This is a genomic window from Paenibacillus sp. SEL3 (assembly GCF_054602585.1).
Genome location: NZ_CM137725.1, coordinates 6,372,671 through 6,392,175, shown reverse-complemented (window position 1 = coordinate 6,392,175; position 19,505 = coordinate 6,372,671). Strand labels below are relative to the sequence as shown.

Genomic DNA, 19,505 nt, shown 5'->3' with positions numbered 1-19,505 from the left:
TTAGCAGCCTTTCATCTCAACGGGAAGTATTCAAGGCATGAGAGGTTTGATGCAGCTCTCTGATCATTTTATGCAACGTGTAATTTTCCTGACGTGTCACGCCGTGTTGATTTTCCTGAACCAGCAATTGATGGATGTTTCGTTTTAGAATTTCACTTCGACGTTCCAGCATTTCGGTACTCATAAATAAATGAACACTCCCTTTGTCATGAATAAACCTATATTTTTGAAATGAGCATAGGTCGAATATAAGGTTGCCTTTCGACTTCTTTAAGTATATCGTGCTGAATGATCAAGGGAAAACGGAGCGAGACTGCAAATTACTTTTTCTCATCATCCATGCCGTGTCGACAGCGACTCACCCCATGAGTTCTTAGATATACTTCCTGATGCTGGCGATAACAAGGGATTAGGGGCAATTAACTTAATGTATATAATTTGACTGTCTCATGTTTTCTGATTTAAAGGCTATCATGGGGAATTTTGTGTGGAACATGACGGTTGGACAGCTCGAATAATAGATCATTCGATTTGTGTTCAATATGAACATACAGTTGCGATTACAGAGGATGGTCCTCAAATTCTGACACTGCTATAAAGTAGTAGTGCCTTTCTGGTTACTGGCGAACAAAATTATAACGAATAAGAATCGCATAAATGCGGTTCTTTTTTAATGCTAAAGCTTTCGCTCGGATGCTAAACAAGAGGAAAAACGCTCTATTTGCCCTTGAAAAGCGTTTAAAAAACAGCGTATAATATAAATTATACGCTGTTTAGGTTTAAAACGACTTTTGGAATCTCTTCTGCGTAAGATGTCGATTGAATTGTCGATAAAAATAAGACGAAAATGATCGTTTTACAGTATATTTCGGAATATGAACTGAATTGGAGGCGAGCGGGATGAAAAAAGAGTTGCGACATGTGGAGCTCGATACAACAGAAGAAATTGATGAAATATATACTGAGGAGCTGGAAGCTTTTTTGATTTGGATGAAGGATGCTGGATATACGATACATACGCAAAAAAATTATATAGGGGATGTGAAGCAGTTTTTACGCACGTTGCGTGATAAACCACTCGATCAGGTGAAGAAGATTCATGTTATGTCGTATTTGTCTAAAGCGCGGGAGGGAGGAGCCGGAGATAGTACGCGGAACCGGAAGCATGCAGCGGTGAACAGTTTTTTTAAAGCGCTACAGGAATTTGAGTTATGCAGCACAAATCCGGCAGCGGGAATTAAAAAAGCAAAGACTGAAAAGAATCGTATGCCCGTCTATCTGGATGAAAAGGATATTCATCCGTTTTTGCTTGCGGTGGAGGGGAAATATGCAAATCGTAATATGGCAATTTTTCTGCTGATGGTCTACATGGGATTGCGGGTGGGGGAGGTTCACTCATTGAATGTCTCGGATTACAGCCGAGAAAGACGTACCTTAGATGTGTTCGGTAAAGGACGTAAGTGGCGTACTCTCCCGGTACCGGAAGCCGTGTGTGATTTTGTGGAGCATGCGTTGGAGGAAAGATTGACGCCGTGGAGAGGTAAAGAGGATGCGATGTTTGTATCCCAAAAAGGTCGCCGTCTGGCAGTGCGCACCATTCAACAGATCGCTACAGAAACGTTCGAAAGATTCCAGCAAGATAAGAGTATAGAACGCCGGGAGGCTTATTCCAGCCATAAGCTGAGACATACATTTGCGACAATGCTATTGCGTAAGGGAGCAGATCTGCGTACCGTACAGGAGCTGCTAGGGCATTCATCTATTCAGACAACCACAGTATACACACATGTCACTGATCGGGAAAAAGAAAAAGCAATGGATAAGCTGGATATTCAGATACCAATATCAGGATTATAAGTACAGCGTGAAAGTTGAGATTAAATGAAAATGAGTTTACATAATAATAATTATGTAAACTCATTGGGCAGAATTACATCCTGACTTGAAAATCACATCAACGGCATTAGGTCATTACAATCATGAACGTAGTATTCTTTTTCATAGCGTTAGTCTTGTTTTTGATTGATTTGTTCCAAATGATGCCGCAAATGCTGAATATAATCGTCAACTAGCCACTGTAATGTTTCGGTGGAGTGGTCATCTTTTTGAAATCTTTTCTTAGAATCGAATGATGTACATGAGTTTAAAACATTTATGATTTGCTTATTCAATAGTTTCCATAGATGTATGACATCCACGTAAGAGAACACTTCCTGATACTGATTAGCTGCCACCCGTTCATTTTGCGCATACGATTCAATTTTGATAGGGGATGTTGAATGCTTAATCATGATAAATCTTCGATGATTCTCGCCAGTTCTTCAACAGCATTCTTCAATAGACTAGCCTCCTTATTTTAATGATCGTCTTATGATTAGCATTAGAATAATTCAAAATAAGCTGGAAAGCAATGGTGAATTAAAGGTTAGTATGATATTGCCTTGACGAAAGCTAACACAAATTTATTTAAAGAAATAAATTTGAACCTGGTACTATGGTAGTTAATTTAAATGAGGACGTTCTCATGAAAGAAGAACATCCCTATCAATTTTTTGAATCCTACAAATCTAAGCATAAGATGCCTTTGTATCCTAACGTTAGAATGATAACAAAAGTGATTATTCGATGAGTGCCGGATTGAGTAATACAAATAAGAGGGAAACCGTTTAGTTTACATAATATATATTATGTTTTTCGTTGTGGTAGAATCTGCAAGTGGATCGCTCTTGTTAAGTGTCCGCTTGCAGATTCAAGTTTCACTGACAATATAAAAATAGCTTATTTTTCAGTTGAGAATATACCGGTGCGTCTATATTTCATTTTCTGGGGGAGATTCGATCATCACTCCTTCGACATGCTTGCGTCTCAGCAGTTTCCGTTTTTTGCGGTTTTCCTTGGTTTCTAAAACAATATCCAGATCATAGTCGTCAGGATACAGTTCAGTAGCAGCGATGTGAAGGACGAGCCTCTTTTTGTTAATGCTCAGTTTTTGTCCTTGGATCAAAATTCCGACATTCCCCCGTTCATCCTCGGTTTTGTATACAATTCCAGTTCGATCCAGGTAGCCTACATAAACACTATCACCAAGGGCAAATGGCTTGGTTTTGAGAGGAAGTTCTTGTTTCCTCCGTTTTGTGGCTGTATCGTCAAAAGCCGCTTTTTTAGGAAGAGACTTATTTGCATCATCAGACGACATTTCATCATCAACACAAGGGGGAATAACAAACGATTCCTGTGTATTTTGAGATGCTCTGCCCGCAGAAATGGCCTCGGAACGCTCGATAATACGTGTCCACATGCCCAGCTTCAGGGCAATTGCATATGCGTAGCTTTCTCCGGCCTCTCCAATGCGAAGTCGGTACAAAGGCTGTAGCGTTTCGGTATCAAACTCCATACGAGCATTCTGAAATCCCGGTGTATTTTCAGCAAAATGCTTAATTTCGCTAAAGTGCGTTGTAGCCACTACTGTCGCCCGGCGACGATGGAATTCTTCTAGCAACGCGATAGAGAGACCTACTCCTTCTCCCGGATCGGTGCCGGATGCCATTTCATCAATCAGGATCAGAGTAGAGTTGCCTGTTGTCTCTAATATGCTAATCATGTTGCGGATGTGTGCAGAAAAGGTGCTCAAAGCATGTTCAATGCTTTGTCCATCCCCGATGTCTACCACAATTTCCTCGAATACAGCCATTCGGCTGCCATGCAAAACAGGTACCAGTAGCCCCGATTGCACCATTAGTGTTAAAAGACCGACGCTTTTGAGGGCCATCGTTTTTCCGCCTGTGTTCGGTCCGGTGATGATGAGTGAGGAATATCCTTCGCCAATTGAGAAATCAAGCGGCACCATGGTATGGGACATCAACGGGTGACGTGCACCTTGGATGTCTATAATCCCGTTAAGGTTAAGTTCGACAGGGATAGCATCCAGAGTCATGGCGTATTTGGCTTTTGCCAATAAAAAATCCAATACACCTACTGTCTCTGTATTGATGCTTAGTTCCCGGTTGTATGACTCAGCCATTGCCGTCAGGTCTCCCAGCACTTTCATTTCTTCTTTTGATTCTTCTGCCATGTTCGCGCTCTGATCGAATTGCAGATTCGTAATCTCGGCAGGTTCAACGTAAACCGTTTGACCACTTCCTGATTCATCCAGTACATTACCTTTCACTTGTTTACGGAATTCTTTTTTGATTGGAAGCACGTAACGGCCATTGCGCTGACTAATCATATTTTCTTGCATAATGGATCGGTGACGGCTGGTGAGAGAGTCAAGTTTTCTCTTGATACGTTCTTCAGTAACCGCAATTTTTTTGCGAATTTTAGCTAGTTCTTTACTGGCCATATCCGTCACACGTCCCGAATGAATACATCTTTCGATTTCGGATAAAAGTGGCTCCATGCTATACATGGAAGATGCATAAGCGCTGACGGTTGGAGCAGCGTCCGCCTTGGAATGCATATATTTTATCAGTTGAATACAGCTTCGAATGAATTGAGCCATATGAGAAAAATCACGCTCGCTGAACATATACCCGGTTCCGAGCAGTTGAAGAATGTGCTCCATACCTTCCAACGAAGGAACAGGAACGCTTGCTCCGTGGCGAATGATCTGTAACGCTTCGTTCGTTTCGTCAAGACGAATCTTAATGGTACGGATATCAGTAATTGGCCGCATAGTAGCAGCGTGACGCTTACCCAGGTAAGAAAAAGCACATTCAGAAACTCTTGTTTTAATTTGATCATATTCCAAACGCAGCATTGTAGTTTCGTTCATGAATAAATCTCTCCTTTGGTTGTGTGGTGTAAGGATTTAGAAAACCTTGCTGTTAAAATAAAAAAGGGCGGAGAATGAACAAAACGTTCATTCTCCGCCCTTAAGGAAAGAGGGAATTTATCTTCAAATAAGCCTGTTATTCAACTTTTGTAGTTCCGAGTTCCGTGTTTCCAATTCATTCACGCAATAGTTCTTTGCTAAGCTATTGGGATCGTGAAAGGAAGACGTTTAAAGGGAAGTTACAAAATCTGAAAACAAAAAAAACCGCGCTGAACACAGCACGGAATAGGGCCTAGATGAAGATAATCCCGAAGGCGATCTATGATATCCGCATGTTCTTAACTAATATCAGGGTAACAATATAGCAACAAACAAACCTGTCCCCGAAGGGTACAAGCGCCTGATGATACTCCCTGAATATGCAATTGCTTAGTTAAGAACGTTCACCGACATCAAAATCTCTCCCTTAATTGAAGATATAACCATACTATACGATTGGACAGGCGTTGAAGTCAAGTCCTACTTCTTTAATACGCTACAATGGTGATCCTTATATTAACATAACATATATTATGTAAACTCGATATCTAATAAAGTTTTGTTATCTATTAAATGATAATGAGAAGGATACAACAGGCTATTAACCGCCTTGTCCAAGGTGGAACGGTCATTGCTATTGCTCATCGCCTCAAAACGATACGAAACGCGGACCGTATTGTAGTATTGGACAAAGGAATGGCCGTAGGGCAGGGACAACATGATGAGCTGTTGGATGATAACGGCCTGGATGCACGATTGTGGAAAAGACAGCATGAAGGAAGAGAGTCATAATCCGTCTGAAATTATGATACAAACATTAAGAAACCGCCCCGGAGGATGGCATATCACCTCTCCAGGGGCGGCTTCTTGTGCTGCTATTCAGAATCATCGGCTATGACAGCTTGTACAGGCCGCCTGTCACGAAGCAATGGTAACAACAGCGTCGCTCCGACCAAAAACAAGCCGGCGCTCACGGTATATACGGTGTTCAGGGAGGATTCGTGTTTGAGTGTTCCGCCAATACTCATACCGACGACCATCATCCCGGAGAACAGGGGAGAGAGGGCACCACCGACGCGGCCGATAAAAGCAGCTTCGGCGTTTTTCATCATCATTGTGTTGATACCGATATGAATGCAAGGATAAAATAGGCCGCTGAAAACTTGTAGTGCCATGGTCAGCACAATATTGTGCGACCATCCGACTCCAAAGGTTGTCAGTGTGCTGACCAAAAGTCCGACCACCAGCAGTAATTGCGGCTGTACTTTTTTGGCAACCCCCATAATCAGACCGCCTCCCACCAGCATAGCCGCTCCGTTCGCCATTAATGGCCATTGCAGGAATTCCTTGTTTTGTCCAAGGTTCTCGATGGCGATAAAAACCATTAATGGTTGAATAAGTCCGACCGCTAGCCCAATTACGGTGAATGTTCCCCCAAGCGTGCGAAGTGTGCGGTTATTCCATACATAACGTATTCCTTCTTTAAGCTCTTGAATGAAATGAGGGGGTTGATCATCTATCTCAAGTGCTTGTTCATCTTGTGGAATACGAGTCAGGACAAGCGCCGAGATGAGAAACAATATTCCGGTTATAGACATTGAAATGAAAATTCCAAAGTGTTGATAAATAAATGTACCGATAACGGGGCCGATAACCATAAATAATGCCATGAGAGATTGAAAAAGGGCCATCACTCCCTGAAGCTGTTCTGGTGCTACATGCTGCTTAAATATCTTCATCGCAGACGGCTGAGAAAATTGAGATAGAATGGCCGAAAAGAAAGTGGACAGCAAAAGCACCTGCCATGACCCGTACCATAATGCCAACAAGACAATAAAAATAGAGGCAGCGGACAGCAAATCGCAACTAATCATGGTCCGTTTGGGCCGCCAACGGTCCGCGAATGTTCCTCCAATGATAGCGAACAGAAAAATAGGCATGAATTCAGCAACTGAAATGAGCGACACGTATACGGGATCATTATGAGTCAAATCTGTTACATACAACAGTATGGCAAAGTTGCGCACCCAAATGCCCAAATTTAGCAGCGCATTGGAGGCGATAATGGTCCTTATATATGGATTATTAAACAACTACAAACTCTCCTTTCCTTTTCCAGGGTACAAGATCCTTGAGATGTCATTTTAAATAAACAAAAAATATTTTTGTCTATGTAATAATAGATAATATAATAAATTAACTACTATTTAGTCAAATGTTTTTTGAATCATGAAGAAAGTAGAGCATAGAAAATAAAGAGGTCAATGATCGTTAAGAACGTGAAATAGAATAGTAGTAAAAGTACTCACTTTAAACTTGTGAATTAGGAATGATATCTAATCGAAAAATTAATTTACATAATAAATATTATGTTAACCAAAAATATTTATCTTAATAATAGGCGGCTGAATCCGATGTACCTTTTAAAATCATAGTGATATAATTACGCGTACATGCCTGAAAAGGAGCGAATGGAACGTAAATGAACTTTCAAGTGGATTTTTTATCTTTTTTTGTAATTCAGGTAGATGGAAAAGAAGGACAGGGTGGTAAGTCCTATAAGCATTATGCTACGATGGACGACTACGATTATGACGAAAGCGATGTTAAAAAATTTCTGGACGGGGAATTTACTCGTATTAGTAAGCGGAAGGTTGAAAAAAATCCCAGCACAGAGCAGGCACCGACCAAAATCGGCCGCTTTATCGTCGAACCGGAGCATGAATTGAGCAGTAATCCGAATTTCAATATGTTCGCCCGACTGCGGGCAGCAGAGGATAAGGAAGATTTTAAAAATGCTTGTGACGATCTGGTGCGGATGTATCTGGATACGAGCGCAGTACGCGGCGGAGCGCTGATCATTGTACAGGCAACCTTGAATACACACTCGGATGATCCGTTTATTTTTGTGCTTAAATGTGATTTCGAGCCTAAAATTGCCAGAATTACTGAAAGCAGTCTGGTGAGTGAGGTCGAAATGGCTATTTCTGCCCGTAATATGAAATCCATCATGTATCCTTACATGCTTGAGGAGGGGATGAACGATGAGTGGGAGCTTAAAATTCACCAGTCTTCGCATGCCCGGTATTTTGAAGATTTTTTGAAATTCGTGACCTATGAGCAATCCATGCCGGAAATCGTCAATGAGCATGTCATGGGCTTCGTTCAGAATTACGTAGAAACCAAATGGCCGGATGCATCTAATGAGGAAAGACAGCAGGAAGAGCGCGATCTGGAATTGTGGGCGGCGAGCGAAAAACGGGATCTGCAAGGGAAATGGGAACCTCTCCAGGTCGTAGAGGCTGCACAGCATATTGTCGAGCTGAAACCAGAAATTGAAGTTCGTTTTAAACTAGATGATACGGCCGTGCGTGGGCTACTGTCCGACTTTGGCGCCAAGCTGCATATCACGAAACTTCATGATCGATATGCACTTATTATTGAAGGTGACGCATTTACGTTTGAAAAGGGATTTTCACCGATTGAGCTGCTTCAACCTGAATCGTTTGAAACGGTGGCTGAGCGGCTAAAAGAGAAACGCCAGCATGAAAATGAGGATGCGGATGGCGATACGCCACCTTGGTAATTCGAATGCATAGCAGGACGACAAACTGAATTTTTACATTATAATGACTAAAAAACTGGCCTCTCAACGGATATTACCGCTGTGGAGGCCAGTTTTGTTTAGCTTTTATGTTCCCGATCTACATATGAACTTTGCTAATTTGATCTTTCAGCTTGTCCGCAGATTGAAGCAACCTAGCACGTTCCTCGTCATTGAGCGGAAGATCCAAAATTTCACGTACTCCATTGTGATCTACGATACTTGGAACACCTAAATATACGTCAGATACTCCGTTATAATCTTCCAGCAAGGTGGACACATTAAGTACCGACCCCTCGTCACCGAGAATGGCGGCTACGATTCGGTCGAGAGCCAGCCCTATAGCATAAGAAGTTGCGCCTTTAGCATCTATAATTTCATAGGCAGCATTCTTGGTATTTTCAAAAATTTCATTTTTCGTTTCTTCACCCAGTTCCAGCGGAGTTCCAGCTACGTTGGCCGTGCTCCATACAGGTAACTCGGAGTCACCGTGTTCTCCAATAATGTGGGCGTGGATGCTTCGTGGATCGATGCCTTTTTGCTTCCCGATCAAATAGCGGAAGCGTGCGCTGTCCAGCAACGTTCCTGATCCAATGACTCTGCTTGAAGGCCAACCACTGCGTTTCCAAGAGATGTAGGAGAGAATGTCCACTGGATTGGTTGCGATCAGCAAAATGCCATGTGTATTGACCTTGACGATATTATCAATAATACTTTCAAAAATTTCGGCATTACGCTTGAGAAGATCAATACGTGTTTCTCCCGGCTTTTGTGAAGCTCCCGCTGCAACAATGATGATATCTGCATTACGGCAGTCTTCATAATCACCCGCCCATACTTTGACACCGCCGAGAAAAGGAAGCCCATGATTCATATCGAGCATTTCCCCCTTCGCCTTTTTGACGTTGACATCAATAAAGACAAGTTCTTGCATGCGTTGGCGCAGCAGCAGGGTGTAGCCGGTTGTTGTGCCAACCGCTCCCATGCCGACAATAGCCACTCTACTTCGTTTGTAAGGTTTTAAGCTCATAAAATCCTCATCTCCTTCTCGGGTTGTATACCTTTTCATTTTGGGATATTACTTAAAAATTTATCTTTCCAACTCAGTGTACCCTATATACTAACCCATCGCAAAGAAATATGACATTTTTCCTTGACTTCAAAGGCGAGCTCGCTAATAATTAATCGAATGATAAGAACACGCACTAAAGCGTTGCAGCACCGATATTGACGCATGAAATTATGGAAAGAGGATTCGGCATATGGACTTATTTCGAAAAAAAACAGGACTGCTCCCGCATGAGGAAAGCGGATCTACAGGTCGCTTAAAGAGAACAATGGGTGCCTTTGATCTCACCATGCTAGGTGTAGGATGTATTATCGGTACCGGGATTTTTGTTATTACTGGCAAGGCAGCAGCAGAAAATGCAGGTCCTGGATTGATGCTCTCCTTTGTTATTGCAGGTATTGCCTGCGTACTAGCAGCCTTATGTTATGCGGAGCTATCATCTACAGTTCCCGCAGCTGGGAGCGCTTATGCGTATAGTTATATTGTATTTGGAGAAATTTTGGCCTGGGTACTGGGTTGGGACCTGATTCTGGAATATGGAGTGGCGGCCGCCTCTGTGAGTAGTGGATGGTCTGCATACTTTCAAGGCTTGCTGGCTGGATTTGATATACATTTACCGCTGGCTTTAACCGCAGCCTTCGATTCGACCAAGGGAACCATTATTGATCTACCAGCCGTGTGCATCATTATGCTCATCACACTGTTACTGAGTCTCGGAGCCAAGGAGACGGTTCGATTCAATTTAATAATGGTTTGTGTTAAAGTCGGAGTTGTATTGCTATTTATTGCAATCGGTATCTTTTATGTTAAGCCTGACAACTGGACACCATTTTTGCCTTATGGATTTTCTGGTGTTTTGAGTGCTGCGGCAATCGTATTTTTTGCTTATCTGGGTTTCGATGCCATCTCAACTGCAGCCGAAGAAGTTCGCAATCCGCAGCGGAATATGCCCATCGGCATTATTTCTTCTCTTGCGATCTGCACGGTATTGTACATTGCCGTTTCAGTTGTGCTAACGGGAATGGTACCTTATACGCAGTTGGGGGTAAGTGATCCTGTTGCGTTTGCCCTCCGTTTTATTCATCAGGATTTCGTAGCCGGATTGATTTCAGTCGGAGCGATTGCGGGGATGACCACCGTTTTACTGGTGCTGTTGTTTGGTCAAACACGGTTGATTTTCTCCATGTCACGTGATGGTCTTTTACCCGTTTTTTTATCTAAAATAAATGCCAAAACTCAAACACCGATTCGAAGCACTTGGCTGGTAGGTAGTATTATCGCATTGGCTAGTGGATTGTTCCCGTTACATGCACTGACCAATTTGACGAGTATTGGAACCCTGTTCGCTTTTGCTGTGGTATCGGTAGGGGTTATCGTTCTGCGCAAGAAACGCCCTGATTTGAAAAGAGGCTTTACTGTGCCGTGGGTTCCGTTGCTCCCGCTTTTAAGTGCGTTGGTTTGCATCGGTCTGATGCTTCAGCTTCATATTAGCACCTGGATTGGATTCATTGTGTGGCTCCTGCTTGGATTGCTGATCTATTTCTTCTATGGATACCACAAAAGTTTGTTGAACCGTAAATCCTAATAAATTTTAGTATAAAAAGCCGGCATCCTGCACTTTTGTGAAGGGGCCGGTTTTTTTTGTCATTACGCGAAATGTGTCACATAGAGGCGTTTATGGTATAATTCTGTTTCAGATAAGCTTTTGGCACGTGATTACAGCATGCCATCGAGGGAGGATTTTTATATGAAACTGCGCTGGCGTGCGCTCTTGGGGGGAGTACTACTGCTGATAGGTATTCTGCTGACTGCCTGTTCTGCTGAAGCCCCAGAAACGTTAACAAAACCTCCGATTGAGGAACCTGATGATCAGGGTCAGACGATTACTATTAATCCACCAGTGACTCCAAAGGTGGGCGATCCCAACGCCAAATATGTAGTTCAGACGCGAATAGCGGATTTTCATTTGATTGATAATAATAAAGGGTTAGTTTGGGGAGTTACCCATAATGAGCTCCGACTTTATGATACTCATGATGGCGGAAAGACATGGAATAATATTTCCCCCTCCGAAAACGTCCAATTTCAAGACAAACTTGAATATGGAAAGGACATCAGTTTCACTGATTCGCGTCACGGTTGGGTTGTTCGCCAAAATTTGGATAAAACAGCAACCGTCATTCTGAGAACAGCAGATGGAGGACAGAGCTGGGATGTTTCAGCGCTTCCAAGCGGGGATCATGTGAGCTCGATCCAATATGTAAATCCAACTACTGGCTGGATCATGGCATATGTAAAACTGAATGAGCAGGATCAACAAAAACTGTTGTATCACACCACTGACGGTGGAGCCACGTGGAATAAAGTTGCGCAAAGTTCTGGTATGACATCCAACAAATCAGGCTCAGGTTTACCCGATCGGGGCAGTCTGGCCGGGATGAGCTTTTCTTCCAACAAGCAGGGATTTGTAGCGATCAATCTAGATAACAGTGTTAAGTTGTACAAGACTTTGAATCAAGGGAAAACCTGGACGCCGGTAGCTAACAGAATTCAGGGCTGCCCTCAGGCCAAAGCAGAAGCCCAGCAGTCTCTGAAAGGGAGCAGTACCTCGTATTGGATTCCAGTTCTTTGCTCTGGGGTTAACGGCACAAAATATAATGGACTGTTTACAAATGATACAGGGGCCCAATGGAGCGATGTATCTTTGGGTCTGAGTAGCAACATTAATTCTATTATCCCTGGCCGTACGTTTCTAAACGAAAAGGAAGGGTGGATCATAACCGAAACCGGATTGACCCGTACATTGGATGGGGGGAAGACGTGGACAAGTCTCACAGGCAACAAAGTGCTACCCTTGAAGCTAAAAGACTACCCACGATCGGTCAAGCTCCGTTTCGCCTCTTCTTCGGTGGGTTGGCTGCTTCTGGAACGCCTTGATGACAAGAAGTCACTGCTGCTGAAAACGACGGACGGCGGTGCGAACTGGAGAATTTTATAATCGCTATAAAGGTGATTGCCCTGGGGTATTTTTCTCAGGGCGTTTTATTTTTAAAAAATTTAAATTTTATACGACTATATGTGAAAAAAATCACAAACTAACGAATAAGCCGCTGTTATACTAAACCTGTAAACAACGATAGGAGTGATAATCATGAGAGCGAATCAGGATCATATGTTAACCCAATACTACCTACAATTTTGTTATACTTGCCAGGATGCCTATGGTTGCACGACTGAAGAGGACTGCAAGCAGTGTGCAGAGCGTTACGCTGAAGACGAAGATCATGAAGCTCTGGATGAAACACAACGTTATCTCCAGCTTGTACATGTGTAAATCAATGAATCATTCTGATATCGCCATATCTTGAGCCTCCCGGATTATTCCGTGGGGGCTCTTGGCGTTCTTGAGGGTTGCTATCAAATTTGGGCAGGAACATACATATACTGTTATGGAAAGCTTAGGTGAGGTCAGGATGCCCGGTCGTTTCCCTGTGGAATGCCTGGCGGAGAGGAGTGCGGTGCATGGGTTTTGAATCATTATGGATGTTCGATTGGCTGGGCACGGTACTGCCCGTATTTTTCGTTGTCGTGTTGGGTATTGTCGTGTTGTCTGCAGGCAGGGAAGTCATGGAATGGAGTCGGAATAAAAGGCAGCCTGTACTGACGGTCGGTTCCCGAATTACGGCCAGAAGGACACATCTCCAACAGAGGCGGCAGGAGGAACAAGGGACTCGCACCTATACTTTCTATTACGTAACCTTCGAAGTGGAAAGTGGCGACCGGATGGAGTTTAAGGTATCTGGGGAAGAATATGGTCAATGCGCTGAAGGGGATGAGGGACGGCTTACTTTTCAGGGTACAAGGTATATCGGGTTTCAGCGTCTTAATCGCTATAGCTTGGAACAGGTTAAAATGTAGAATTCAGTCTAATTATTTTTGGATTCATTTACAGCCTTCTGTAAGAAACCAGAGTAGGGGGCTGTAGATGTTTCTTGTTCAGCACATTTTGGTACATATATACTAGAACAGAGTAGTTCAGAGGAGGAATGATTCGTGTCATTTGAGGGACAAGTTGTTATTGTAACAGGAGCGGCGCATGGCATTGGGAAAGAGGTCGCTTTTGCCTACGCTGCTCAGGGTGCCCATGTTGTATTTGCGGACTACAATGAGGAAGAGGGTGCCGCAGCCGCTGCAGTAGCCCGGAACGAGGGCTATCAGGCCATTTTTATTCCTTGTGATGTACGGAAGGAAGAAGATATTGTGGCGCTAATCCGTGCCACGGTAGAAGAATACGGCACGATTCATACGCTAATTAACAACGCAGGCGTATCCAAATGGAAATCTCCATATGAGTTAACGCTAGCAGAATGGGATGACATTTTGAATACTAACGTACGCAGCTGTTTTATTGCCACTAGGGAAGCAGCTAAGGTGATGAAACGAAATGCAGAAGGTGGCTCTGTGGTCAATATGACCTCTACACGAGCTTTCATGTCAGAGCCGAATACAGAAGCCTACGCGGCATCCAAAGGAGCCATTGCGGCTCTTACGCACGCGATGGCCATATCACTAGGAAAGGACGGGATTCAGGTCAATTGCATCAGTCCAGGGTGGATTGAAACCGGGGATTATGAGCAATTGCGTACAGAAGACCATCAACAGCATCCGTCTGGGCGAGTAGGAATCCCTAAGGACATCGCACGGGCCTGTCTGTATTTGACACAACCCGGCAATGATTTTGTAACTGGTACGAATCTGGTAATAGATGGTGGCATGACGCGTAAAATGATTTACGAGCCGTAGTAAAAGCCTAAATGAGTAGTCCCAATTTTGGGGCTATTTTTTTTGTTTTTCTGGACTGTCACCCATTGGGCATTTGTACCATATGATAGGGTATGTGATGGAGAAGCGAGGAGGGGACGCGTTGGCTGTAATCAAGACCAACTCAGAGGATGTAAGGACACTCGCCCGATTGATGCGGGCAGAGGCCGAAGGAGAAGGAGAGCAGGGGATGCTCATGGTTGGCAATGTCGGAGTAAATAGGATTTTGGGCAATTGTCTGGATTTTCAGGGGATTCGCCTTATGAACGATATGGTGTTTCAAAGTCCAGGCGGATTTGAAGCTACCCAAAAGGGGTACTTTTATCAAAGAGCCCGTGACCGTGACATTCGTCTTGCCCGTCGTGTCATTAATGGGGAAAAAATACGCCCGGCGTCCAATGCATTATGGTTTTTCAGACCGGCAGGAGACTGTCCGAACACCTGGTATAACCAGACCAATACTGGACGTTTTAAAGCCCATTGCTTTTTTAGCCCGTCTGTACAGGATTGTCCTGCCGTCTATTAGAACGCTTCAACATGAGTTTGAATAATTTTAAACCATTTTAGGAGGAATTTACATGATTTCACAGCAAGCTTACCGTCCTGTTTCTTATCCTGCTGGTAGCGGGTATCCCGAATGGCCCAGAGGGATGAATCCGGTCGGAACTATGCAGCCCATCAGCACCTTCCCCCCTCAGGTTAACAGCGGTAGTGCGATGACACCGGCTGGTATGGTGGTACAGAGCCAGACTCCACAATTTGAGCAATCATATATTGAAAACATTTTGCGCTTGAACTTGGGTAAAACAGGTACCTTTTATATGACGTATGAAAATAACCGGGAATGGAATGCGAAAATATTCAAAGGTATTCTGGAAGCAGCGGGTCGTGACCACATTATTATCAGTGATCCGGCTACGGGCAAGCGGACGATTTTGCTGATGGTGAATCTGGACTATGCTACTTTTGATGAGCCATTGTTATACCAATATCCCGGCGTCATCGGGAATCCGGGTGCATCCCCGGTTCGCTGATGCCTTCATATATATGAGTCTACATCCTCTGCCAGACGGCAGGGGATGTATTTTGTTTATAGTCTTTCTCAAGTATAGTAGCTTTCTTGGTGGTAGCGCGCGAAAACGAGAGCTTTACGACCTAAATGATAGTGGAGCTGTTTTTTCTGACATTGCTTGTGGTTTGACTGTATAGAGTATAGTTATATAATTAAATATAAGCTGATGAATGATCTAATCATTTATGCGGAATATGGCTTTGGAAGCCGGAAGGAGTGAATGTGTTGGGAAGTTGACGCTGCTTATGATGTGTTATCGTTCTGTCTATGATGAAACTATCCGAAGGAGGTGCGCCTGTCTGCCGTAATGACGGCTGATGGGGAGCATATTGAGTGACCCTTTACCGAGTATGTTTAACTTATTTATTGTTTTTGCATTAGTACTATTGAATGGTTTTTTTGTATCTGCGGAATTTGCCATGGTGAAGGTCAGAGGCAGCCGTATTGAGACTTTGGTGGAGGCGGGCAATAAAAAGGCCGTATACGCCGCCAATATGTTACACAACTTGGACGCTTATTTGTCTGCCTGCCAGTTGGGTATTACACTAGCATCGTTGGGACTAGGATGGATCGGAGAGCCGGCCATCGCACATTTGATCGAACCTGTATTTACAGCCGCTGGATTAGGAGCGGTATATGTGCACGGTACTGCCGTGGTTATTGCATTTATTGTTATTACGATTCTGCATATTGTGTTGGGTGAATTGGCGCCCAAAACGATAGCTATTCGTAAATCTGAGACCATTACGCTGTATTCAGCCATGCTGATGACTTGGTTTTACAAGTTGATGTATCCATTCATATGGGCGTTAAATGGAATGGCGAACAGCCTGCTGCGTTTATTCCGTCTGGAGCCGGTATCCGAAAATGATGAATCCGCGCATACGGGGGATGAAATACGTATTCTGATGAAAGAAAGCAATAAGAGCGGACTAATTGATAATACGGAATTGGCGCTTGTTGATAATATATTTGATTTTACCGACACGACCGCCAGGGAAATCATGATTCCGCGAACTGAGATGATCTGCTTATACAGTAATGAGTCCACAGAAGAAAATCTCGCGATTGCGACGGAAAGCATGAGAACCCGTTATCCAATCTGCGCCGAAGATAAGGACCATATTATCGGCTTTATCCATATTAAGGACCTTCTGCGGGCGAACACACTGGATACCCGTACGATGATTCGACCGATTCTTGCTGTCCCTGAATCTACACAAATTAGTGATCTGCTCAAACGCATGCAGCGTAGCAAGACGCAAATCGCAATTTTGATTGATGAATATGGCGGTACATCGGGTATGGTAACGCTGGAAGATATTATGGAAGAAATCGTTGGTGAAATTCAGGATGAGTTCGATCAGGAACGTCCGAGTTGTGAGCAGATTAATGACGAGGAATTTTCCATTGACGGCATGTTATTAATTGATGAAGTGAACGACCGCTTTGGACTGGATCTTGATCATGAGGATTATGATACGGTAGGGGGTTGGCTATACTCACATGTCGAGGTTATTCCCCCACAGCCTGGCCAGTCTGTAGTGTTTGAGGGATGTATGTTCACGGTAGAAGAGGTTGAAAACAAGCGGATTTCACGTATTAGGCTGATAAAACAGCCTTTCGTCGTGGAAGAAGCAGGAGTCTCATAACGGAATAAATTTGGAGAGCGACCTTGAAAGATGTGGGGTCGCTTTTTAATTTGTCTTCTTTACAGAAAGGACATGAATTGATATGATGTTTGTGTTATTGTCAACCTCATTATATTTTTTTTAGGTTGACAATAAGAAAAGAATTTTCTCTACGCTGAAAATTTTATCCATTTACATGATCATTAAATTTTGGGAGGCAAGAAGTATGAATTTACAAAACAAGGTTATAGAATGGGGCTCGTTGGCTGAAAAAGCGATAGATGGTAGCCATGTTACACTGGAAGAAGGTATAGCGGTACTGGAAGCCGACGATGAGGAGTTATTACCGATTATGCAAGCTGCATTTCGAGTACGACACCATTTTTATGAAAAAAAAGTAAAGCTCAACATGATCATGAACGCCAAAAGTGGCTTGTGCCCGGAGGATTGCGGTTATTGCTCACAATCTATCGTATCCACGGCGCCTGTGAACAAGTACAGTATGTTGGACAAGGAATCACTGTTGGCTGGAGCTAGGGAAGCAGTAGCACGGAGAGCAGGGACGTATTGCATCGTAGCTTCGGGCAAGGGCCCAACAGATCGGGAGCTGGATCAGGTGATTGAGGCTGTACAAGAAATTACTCACACAATGCCACTCAAAATTTGCGCTTGCTTAGGGATTCTCAAGGGAGATCAGGCACGGCGGTTGGCAGAGGCTGGGGTACATCGATACAATCATAATTTAAATACAAGTAAGGCCAACTATCCCTCGATTACAACCACACATACATACGATCAACGCGTCGAAACTGTGAAAATGGCACAATCTCACGGAATGTCTCCATGCTCTGGCGTTATTATCGGGATGGGGGAAACGAATGAGGAAATCGTTCAAATGGCTTATGCCTTACGGGAGTTGGATGCTGACTCTATTCCGGTTAACTTCTTGAATCCAGTCCCCGGAACCCCATTGGAGGGAGCAAAGCGAATATCACCTATCCAAGCTTTGAAAGTGCTGGCACTGTTCCGATTCATCTGTCCATCCAAAGAAATACGCGTTGCAGGTGGACGAGAGTTGAATTTACGCTCGTTACAACCGCTTTGCCTGTATGCAGCGAATTCAATTTTTGTAGGAGATTATTTAACGACAGAAGGCCAAGAGGTCATATTTGATCATCAAATGATTGAAGATCTTGGTTTCGAAATTGAGATGTGTGCCCTTTCAACCGTATAATAGAAATTGTACAAACTTGGAAGGGAGAGTTAAACAATGAGCGAAAAAGTATTTATTAGTCCAGGTAAATATGTGCAAGGGAAAAATGTGATTGATAAAACAGGTGAGTATGTTAAGCCATTAGGCCATACTGCCTTGGTTATTGCGGACAAGCTGGTTTGGGAGATTGCAGCCGACCGCGTGGTAAAAAGTCTGGAACTGGCTGATATTACAGCAGTTAAAATTGAATTTCAAGGGGAAGCCTCCAAAAACGAAGTCAACCGTATTGTGGATCAGGGACGAAGCGCCCAGGTCGACATTGTCATTGGTGTAGGTGGCGGTAAAACGCTGGATACCGCTAAAGCTGTAAATGAACTTCTCGGTTCTTCAGTTGTGATTATTCCAACGACTGCTTCTACAGATGCCCCTACTAGTGCACTATCTGTTTTGTACACCGACGAAGGTGCATTTGATACGTATTCCTTTTTCAGTAAAAATCCGAGCCTGATCCTGGTGGACACAAAAGTCATATCTCAAGCACCGCCCTTATTCCTCTCCTCAGGCATTGCAGATGCCATGGCGACGTGGATTGAAGCCCGTGCGGTCATTGAAGCTCGTGCAACGACAATGGCTGGTGGTTTGCCAACTTTGGCGGCAGAAGCCATTGCGTCCAAGTGTGAGGAAGTTCTTTTCGATTACGGACTGCAGGCTTACGAATCCGTGAAACGCAAAGTCGTCACACCTGCGCTTGAAGCGGTAGTGGAGGCGAATACGTTGCTAAGCGGTTTGGGCTTTGAAAGCGGCGGTTTGGCAGGCGCACATGCGATTCACAATGGTTTTACCGTTCTGGAAGGAGATATTCATCACCTAACACATGGTCAGAAGGTAGCTTTTGGCACCTTAGTCCAGCTTGCCTTGGAAAAAAGACCTTTGTCCGAGGTGGAGCGGTATATTGACTTTTATCTAAAACTCGATCTGCCTGTCACGCTGGAAGACATTAAGCTACAGGAAACTTCCCGAGAGGATTTGTACCGGGTAGCTCAGGCTGCTACCAAAGAAGGCGAAACTGCTCACAATCTACCATTTGCTGTCACAGCGGATGATGTGCTTGATGCAATTTTTGCGGCTGACCAGTATTCACTTGCCTATAAGGCCAAAATTGGACATAGAAACTAACTCCATACGAAATAAAGTAGATTCAAAGGCCGCTAATCAGCGGCCTTTTTTCCATTATTTAACTTGCAACTTATGTTATGATTTTTATGGTACATAATCAGGAAAT

The 19,505-nt window shown here is 43.7% G+C and carries 16 protein-coding genes and 2 pseudogenes; 14 read left to right on the top strand and 4 right to left on the bottom strand.

Annotated features, from left to right (window positions below):
• Positions 1-16 precede the first annotated feature (16 nt).
• Positions 17-184 carry a hypothetical protein gene (locus tag ACYCS5_RS28735; protein WP_007432475.1) on the bottom strand — a complete coding sequence of 56 codons (168 nt, stop codon included), beginning with the start codon at positions 182-184 and terminating at the stop codon, positions 17-19.
• A gap of 303 nt (positions 185-487) precedes the next feature.
• On the opposite strand from ACYCS5_RS28735, the pseudogene ACYCS5_RS28730 reads away from it, so the two are divergent.
• Both ACYCS5_RS28730 and ACYCS5_RS28725 read left to right on the top strand, forming a co-directional pair.
• Positions 488-598 (top strand): annotated as a pseudogene (locus tag ACYCS5_RS28730) (type I methionyl aminopeptidase); the annotation flags it as partial.
• Between the two features lie 302 nt (positions 599-900).
• The gene (locus ACYCS5_RS28725) at positions 901-1,857 is read left to right on the top strand and encodes a tyrosine-type recombinase/integrase (protein WP_029517491.1); all 957 of its coding nucleotides are present in this window, start codon (positions 901-903) and stop codon (positions 1,855-1,857) included.
• Between the two features lie 952 nt (positions 1,858-2,809).
• On the opposite strand, the gene ACYCS5_RS28720 is transcribed toward ACYCS5_RS28725, so the two are convergent.
• Positions 2,810-4,774 (bottom strand): endonuclease MutS2, encoded by a 1,965-nt coding sequence (locus ACYCS5_RS28720; RefSeq protein WP_459760557.1) that lies wholly within the window; start codon positions 4,772-4,774, stop codon positions 2,810-2,812.
• Between the two features lie 624 nt (positions 4,775-5,398).
• Here ACYCS5_RS28720 and ACYCS5_RS28715 point away from each other — a divergent pair.
• Positions 5,399-5,605, top strand: a pseudogene (locus tag ACYCS5_RS28715) (ABC transporter ATP-binding protein); the annotation flags it as partial.
• Positions 5,606-5,688: 83 nt separating this feature from the next.
• On the opposite strand, the gene ACYCS5_RS28710 reads toward ACYCS5_RS28715, so the two are convergent.
• Positions 5,689-6,906 (bottom strand): MFS transporter, encoded by a 1,218-nt coding sequence (locus ACYCS5_RS28710; RefSeq protein WP_322252707.1) that lies wholly within the window; start codon positions 6,904-6,906, stop codon positions 5,689-5,691.
• 389 nt (positions 6,907-7,295) lie between these two features.
• On the opposite strand from ACYCS5_RS28710, the gene ACYCS5_RS28705 reads away from it, so the two are divergent.
• A complete protein-coding gene (locus ACYCS5_RS28705) occupies positions 7,296-8,399 on the top strand; it encodes a DUF3900 domain-containing protein (protein WP_029517495.1) in 1,104 nt (367 codons plus the stop codon).
• A gap of 118 nt (positions 8,400-8,517) precedes the next feature.
• Here ACYCS5_RS28705 and ACYCS5_RS28700 read toward each other — a convergent pair whose 3' ends face one another.
• A complete protein-coding gene (locus ACYCS5_RS28700) occupies positions 8,518-9,447 on the bottom strand; it encodes an L-lactate dehydrogenase (RefSeq protein WP_029517496.1) in 930 nt (309 codons plus the stop codon).
• A 232-nt stretch (positions 9,448-9,679) separates the two neighbouring features.
• Between ACYCS5_RS28700 and ACYCS5_RS28695 the strand changes: the two genes are divergently transcribed.
• The 10 genes from ACYCS5_RS28695 to ACYCS5_RS28650 all read left to right on the top strand — a co-directional run bounded on the left by ACYCS5_RS28695 (position 9,680) and on the right by ACYCS5_RS28650 (position 19,399).
• Positions 9,680-11,071, top strand: coding sequence for an amino acid permease (locus ACYCS5_RS28695; RefSeq protein ID WP_029517497.1), 1,392 nt, complete (start codon positions 9,680-9,682; stop codon positions 11,069-11,071).
• A 162-nt stretch (positions 11,072-11,233) separates the two neighbouring features.
• A complete protein-coding gene (locus ACYCS5_RS28690; RefSeq protein ID WP_029517498.1) occupies positions 11,234-12,484 on the top strand; it encodes a WD40/YVTN/BNR-like repeat-containing protein in 1,251 nt (416 codons plus the stop codon).
• Positions 12,485-12,637: 153 nt separating this feature from the next.
• Entirely contained in the window at positions 12,638-12,820 is a 183-nt protein-coding gene (locus ACYCS5_RS28685) for a hypothetical protein (protein WP_029517499.1), read from the top strand.
• Positions 12,821-13,008: 188 nt separating this feature from the next.
• On the top strand, positions 13,009-13,404 hold the full coding sequence (locus tag ACYCS5_RS28680; RefSeq protein ID WP_013371386.1) for a DUF2500 domain-containing protein: 396 nt from the start codon (positions 13,009-13,011) through the stop codon (positions 13,402-13,404).
• A 135-nt stretch (positions 13,405-13,539) separates the two neighbouring features.
• Positions 13,540-14,289, top strand: a complete 750-nt coding sequence (locus ACYCS5_RS28675; RefSeq protein WP_459760556.1) for an SDR family NAD(P)-dependent oxidoreductase — start codon at positions 13,540-13,542, stop codon at positions 14,287-14,289.
• Positions 14,290-14,410: 121 nt separating this feature from the next.
• The gene (locus ACYCS5_RS28670; protein ID WP_029517501.1) at positions 14,411-14,833 is read left to right on the top strand and encodes a cell wall hydrolase; all 423 of its coding nucleotides are present in this window, start codon (positions 14,411-14,413) and stop codon (positions 14,831-14,833) included.
• 52 nt (positions 14,834-14,885) lie between these two features.
• Positions 14,886-15,341, top strand: a complete 456-nt coding sequence (gene gerQ / locus ACYCS5_RS28665) for a spore coat protein GerQ (RefSeq protein WP_029517502.1) — start codon at positions 14,886-14,888, stop codon at positions 15,339-15,341.
• Between the two features lie 355 nt (positions 15,342-15,696).
• On the top strand, positions 15,697-17,031 hold the full coding sequence (locus ACYCS5_RS28660) for a hemolysin family protein (RefSeq protein ID WP_459760555.1): 1,335 nt from the start codon (positions 15,697-15,699) through the stop codon (positions 17,029-17,031).
• Positions 17,032-17,236: 205 nt separating this feature from the next.
• Positions 17,237-18,244, top strand: a complete 1,008-nt coding sequence (gene bioB / locus ACYCS5_RS28655; RefSeq protein WP_340955524.1) for a biotin synthase BioB — start codon at positions 17,237-17,239, stop codon at positions 18,242-18,244.
• A 36-nt stretch (positions 18,245-18,280) separates the two neighbouring features.
• A complete protein-coding gene (locus tag ACYCS5_RS28650; RefSeq protein ID WP_459760554.1) occupies positions 18,281-19,399 on the top strand; it encodes a glycerol dehydrogenase in 1,119 nt (372 codons plus the stop codon).
• Positions 19,400-19,505 lie beyond the last annotated feature (106 nt).